Annotated in this window: 4 protein-coding genes; 2 read left to right on the top strand and 2 right to left on the bottom strand. The window is 71.0% G+C overall.

Going from position 1 to position 4,278, the window contains the following annotated elements:
- Window positions 1-3 precede the first annotated feature (3 nt).
- Window positions 4-168 carry a hypothetical protein gene (locus tag ACTIR_RS27080; RefSeq protein ID WP_199285561.1) on the bottom strand — a complete coding sequence of 55 codons (165 nt, stop codon included), beginning with the start codon at window positions 166-168 and terminating at the stop codon, window positions 4-6.
- A gap of 266 nt (window positions 169-434) precedes the next feature.
- On the opposite strand from ACTIR_RS27080, the gene ACTIR_RS21400 reads away from it, so the two are divergent.
- Both ACTIR_RS21400 and ACTIR_RS0103180 read left to right on the top strand, forming a co-directional pair.
- Window positions 435-1,307, top strand: a complete 873-nt coding sequence (locus tag ACTIR_RS21400) for a response regulator transcription factor (protein ID WP_026453198.1) — start codon at window positions 435-437, stop codon at window positions 1,305-1,307.
- Between the two features lie 256 nt (window positions 1,308-1,563).
- Window positions 1,564-3,408, top strand: coding sequence for an acyl-CoA dehydrogenase (locus ACTIR_RS0103180; protein ID WP_026453197.1), 1,845 nt, complete (start codon window positions 1,564-1,566; stop codon window positions 3,406-3,408).
- Between the two features lie 109 nt (window positions 3,409-3,517).
- Here the strand turns inward: ACTIR_RS0103180 and ACTIR_RS0103175 are convergent.
- Window positions 3,518-4,278: VanW family protein (locus ACTIR_RS0103175; protein ID WP_199285560.1), on the bottom strand; the 761-nt coding region annotated here is incomplete at its 5' end.

Here is a 4,278-nt window from a genome sequence, read left to right as displayed (position 1 = left end):
CGGCTACGGCCCCGCCGGCCCCCGGGAGTCGGTCTCACCGAGAGCGGCCAGCCGCGCGTGCCTGCGCCGGGACCGGCGGCGGCTCTCCCGCTGGTCCTCGTACAGCACCGTCGCCGCCGCGGCGACCAGGACCAACCCGACGAGACCGAGCACCAGAGCCAGTGGCACGCCATCCCCCTTGATGCCGTCGTGTGTGGCCGGTCACATCCTACGCCTTCCCCGGGGCGAACACGAGCCGTGGCCGATCCGGGCCACCGGGTGCAGCGTGCCGGGCCCGCGTGGGGAGTGCCGCAAACCTCCTTCGACGGAGTGTCCGGTGTGGTTGCGTGTGGTCTGTTCGGCTCAACCGGGAACCCCCGTACAGGGGATGGGTCCACCGGCCGGGCACGGAGGGGATCGAGGACGGGCGTCGCCCGGCGTGGAGGAGGACACCGATGGCGCACACCGAGCACAGCGGCAACACCGGGTACGGCAACAACACCGGACACGGCGGCAATACCGGGCACAGTGGCAACACCGGACACAGTGGCAACACCGGACACAACGGTCCGGGGATCGCCCGGACCGTCGACCGGGGCACCAGGACGCTCGCGGTGGCCGCCGTGGATCCCGTGCCGATCTTCCGCGAAGGGCTGCACTCGGTGATCGACCACACGCCGGGGCTGCGCTGGGCGGGCCACGCCGCCAGTCACCACGCCGCCATCCAGCTCTGTGAACAGGCGCGTCCGGACGTCGTCCTGCTCGACGCCGCGTTCGACCCGCGCTGCCACCTCACCGCGATGCTCACCGAGAGCCAACCCGCGCTCGTGGTGGTCGTGCTGGTGGGCCCGGAGCAGCGCACCCCGGCCTACCTCGCCACCGCACTCGCCGCGGGCGCCCACGGTGTCCTCCCCCGGGCGGCCGAGCCCCGCAGGCTCACCGACGGCATCCGCCGTGCCTACGTCGAACGTGGGCACACCGACCCGGCGCTGGCTCCACTGCTGGACGCACCGGGGGCGGGCCCGGGTGTCGGCGGCGTGCCCCCGCAGACCCCGCTGTCCCGGCGGGAGTACCAGGTGCTGCAACTGATCGCCGAGGGCATGGAGAACTCGGCGGTGGCCGAGACGCTCTATCTCTCCGTGGAGACGGTGCGCACCCACGTGAAGAGCATCCTGCGCAAGATGTCCGCGCACGACCGGACACACGCCGTGACGAAGGCCTTCCGTGAGGGGCTGCTCGTGCTCGGCCCGGAGGAACCGGCGCACCCGGCACAACCGACCCCCGAGCAGCCGGCCCGCGCGCAGCCGCCACACCCGCAGCCGAGCTGAGCCGGCCGCGCGACACCACGTCGCCCCACGTCGTCCCCGACACGTCGTCCGGGACACCGGCACGTTCCCGCGCATGCCGCGCTCCGGCATCACAGGGCCCGGCGTGCAGCGAAACACAGCGGTTCCGCCCGAACAGCCCTCGCCCACGATTACCGATGGGTAGTATCCTGATGTTACCGGTCAGTAGGGCAGTTGCAGTGCGTGTCCGCCAGAGCGCCCACGCCGGAATGCCGAACAACCCGTACGGAGTGACGACATGGGCCACTACAAGAGCAACGTGCGAGACCTCGAATTCAACCTGTTCGAGATGCTCGGCGTGCAGGAACGTCTCGGGAAGGGCGTGCTGAGCGACTCCGACGAGGAGACCGCCCGCGGGGTACTGACCGAGCTGAACAACCTCGCCGTCGGCCCGCTCGCCGAGTCCTTCGCCGACGCCGACCGGAACCCGCCGGTCTACGACCCGAAGACCTTCTCCGCCACCCTGCCGGAGTCGTTCAAGGAGAGCTACCGCGCGCTGTGGGACGGCGAGTGGTACCGGATCGGGCTGACCAACAACCTCGGCGGGTTCGGGCTGCCCCCGACGGTGCAGTGGGCCGCCGCCGAGCTGATGCTCGGCTCCAACCCCGCGCTGTACATGTACATGGCGGGCCCGAACTTCGCGATGATCCTCGACCGCAACGGCACCGAGGAGCAGCAGCGCTGGGCGCAGCTCATGATCGACCGCGCGTGGGGCGCGACGATGGTGCTCACCGAGCCGGACGCCGGGTCCGACGTGGGCGCGGGCCGCACCAAGGCCGTGCAGCAGGAGGACGGTTCCTGGCACCTGGAGGGCGTCAAGCGCTTCATCACCTCCGGTGACCAGGACATGACCGAGAACATCATGCACCTGGTGCTGGCGCGTCCCGAGGGGCCGGGCATCGAGCCGAAGCCCGGCACCAAGGGCCTGTCGCTGTTCCTGGTGCCGAAGTACCACTTCGACACGCACACCGGTGAGCCCGGCGAGCGCAACGGCGCCTACGTCACCAACGTCGAGCACAAGATGGGCCTGAAGGTCTCCACCACCTGCGAGCTCACCTTCGGCCAGCACGACGTCCCGGCGAAGGGCTGGCTGCTCGGCGAGGTGCACGACGGCATCGCGCAGATGTTCCAGGTCATCGAGTACGCCCGCATGATGGTCGGCACCAAGGCCATCGCGACGCTGTCCACCGGCTACCTGAACGCGCTGGAGTACGCCAAGGAGCGCGTGCAGGGTGCCGACCTGACCCGGCAGACGGACAAGACCGCCCCGCGCGTGACCATCACGCACCACCCGGACGTGCGCCGTTCGCTGATGCTGCAGAAGGCCTACGCCGAGGGCCTGCGCGCGGTGTACCTGTACACGGCCGCCTACCAGGACCAGGTGTGGACCGGCGAGGGTGATGAGGACACGCAGTCCCTGGCCGAGCGGGTCAACGACCTGCTGCTGCCGATCGTCAAGGGTGTCGGCTCCGAGCGGGCCACCGAACAGCTGGTGCAGTCGCTGCAGACGCTCGGCGGGTCCGGCTTCCTGCAGGACTACCCGATCGAGCAGTACATCCGCGACGCCAAGATCGACTCGCTGTACGAGGGCACCACGGCGATCCAGTCGCAGGACTTCTTCTTCCGCAAGATCGTCCGGGACAAGGGTCAGGCGCTGGGCCACCTCGCGAACGAGATCACCGCCACGATCGAGTCCGACCGGGGCAACGGCAGGCTGAAGGACGAGCGTGCGCTGCTCAAGACCGCTCTGGACGACGTGCAGGGCATGGTCGGCACGATGATCGGCTACCTGACCTCGAGCCAGGAGGACGTGCGCAACATCTACAAGGTCGGCCAGCACACCGTGCGGCTGCTGATGTCCGCGGGTGACCTGCTCGTGGGCTGGCAGCTCATCAAGCAGGCCGAGGTGGCCATCGAGAAGCTGGACAACGGCGCCTCCGGCCGGGACGCCTCGTTCTACCAGGGCAAGATCGCCGTCGCGTCGTTCTTCGCCAAGCAGGTGCTGCCGGAGCTCACCGCCCGCCGCGCCGTCGTCGACGCCGCGGACAACGACCTCATGGAGGTCGACGAAGCCGCCTTCTGAGGTGGTCGGGTCGCGGGGCCACGTCGGGCATGCGGTGCCCGGCGTGGCCCTTTTCCGTCCGGTGCCCATCCCGGAGGCCGCGCACGGTGGTCCGCGACCACCGGCGGGCTCAGCGGCGGCTGCCCCAGATCTCGACCGTGACGGTCGAGTCGCCGACCCATGCCCGGAGGAACACCGCCGTCGGGGCGTCGTTGGTGAAGGAGAAATCCACGGTCGACCCGTCCCCGGCCAGTGACACCGCGTCCCGGCCCGCCGGATACCGGTCCAGCGGGTGCGGCTGCGGGGTCCGTTCGACGTCGGTGATCCCGGCACGGTGGACCGCGTTGACGAGGGTGCTGGTGAACTGGTTGACCCCGCCCCCGATCGTTTCGGGGCCGGTACCGTCCTCGCGCAGCGGGGCGCGCACGTAGCCACGCGAACGGGTGCGCGGGCCGGTGTGCTCCTCCAGGTCGAACGTCGCACCGGGCCGCACCAGCGTCCCGTCGACGGCGCGGGCCGCGGCGCGCAGGTTCGGCCGCACCGCGTCCACGAAACCCCCGGTGGTGAACCGCGCGACGACCTCGCGCACCCCCAGGGCCCGCACGTCCGCCGTGGACACCGACGGCGGCACGGGCGCGTAGGCGACGGTGATCATCCGCCGTCCGGGCGTGGCGGCGGCCCGGACCAGCCGGTCGAGCGTGCGGGTCCAGTCGATCCGGGTACCGGCCGCCGAGGGTTGCACCGACGGCGCCCCGTCGACGACGGTGAGCCGCGCGTCCCGCGCGCGACGTTGCGTACCGTCGAGTTGCCCGGCCAGGGCCGCGCGCAGCGCGCCCCGGTCGAGGGTCACGGCAGGTCCGGACGGCGCGTTCAGATCGAGGCGCAGGGCGT

Source organism: Saccharomonospora iraqiensis subsp. iraqiensis (genome assembly GCF_000430445.1).
Lineage (GTDB): Bacteria > Actinomycetota > Actinomycetes > Mycobacteriales > Pseudonocardiaceae > Saccharomonospora > Saccharomonospora iraqiensis.
The sequence above is the reverse complement of the archived record's forward strand: the minus strand, read 5'-3'. Positions and strand labels throughout refer to the sequence as shown.

Excerpts from the sequence above, each read along its gene's own strand:
- ACTIR_RS0103180 (WP_026453197.1), top strand. The coding sequence starts at position 1,564 with ATGGGCCACTACAAGAGCAACGTGCGAGACCTCGAATTCAACCTGTTC.
- ACTIR_RS21400 (WP_026453198.1), top strand. The coding sequence starts at position 435 with ATGGCGCACACCGAGCACAGCGGCAACACCGGGTACGGCAACAACACC.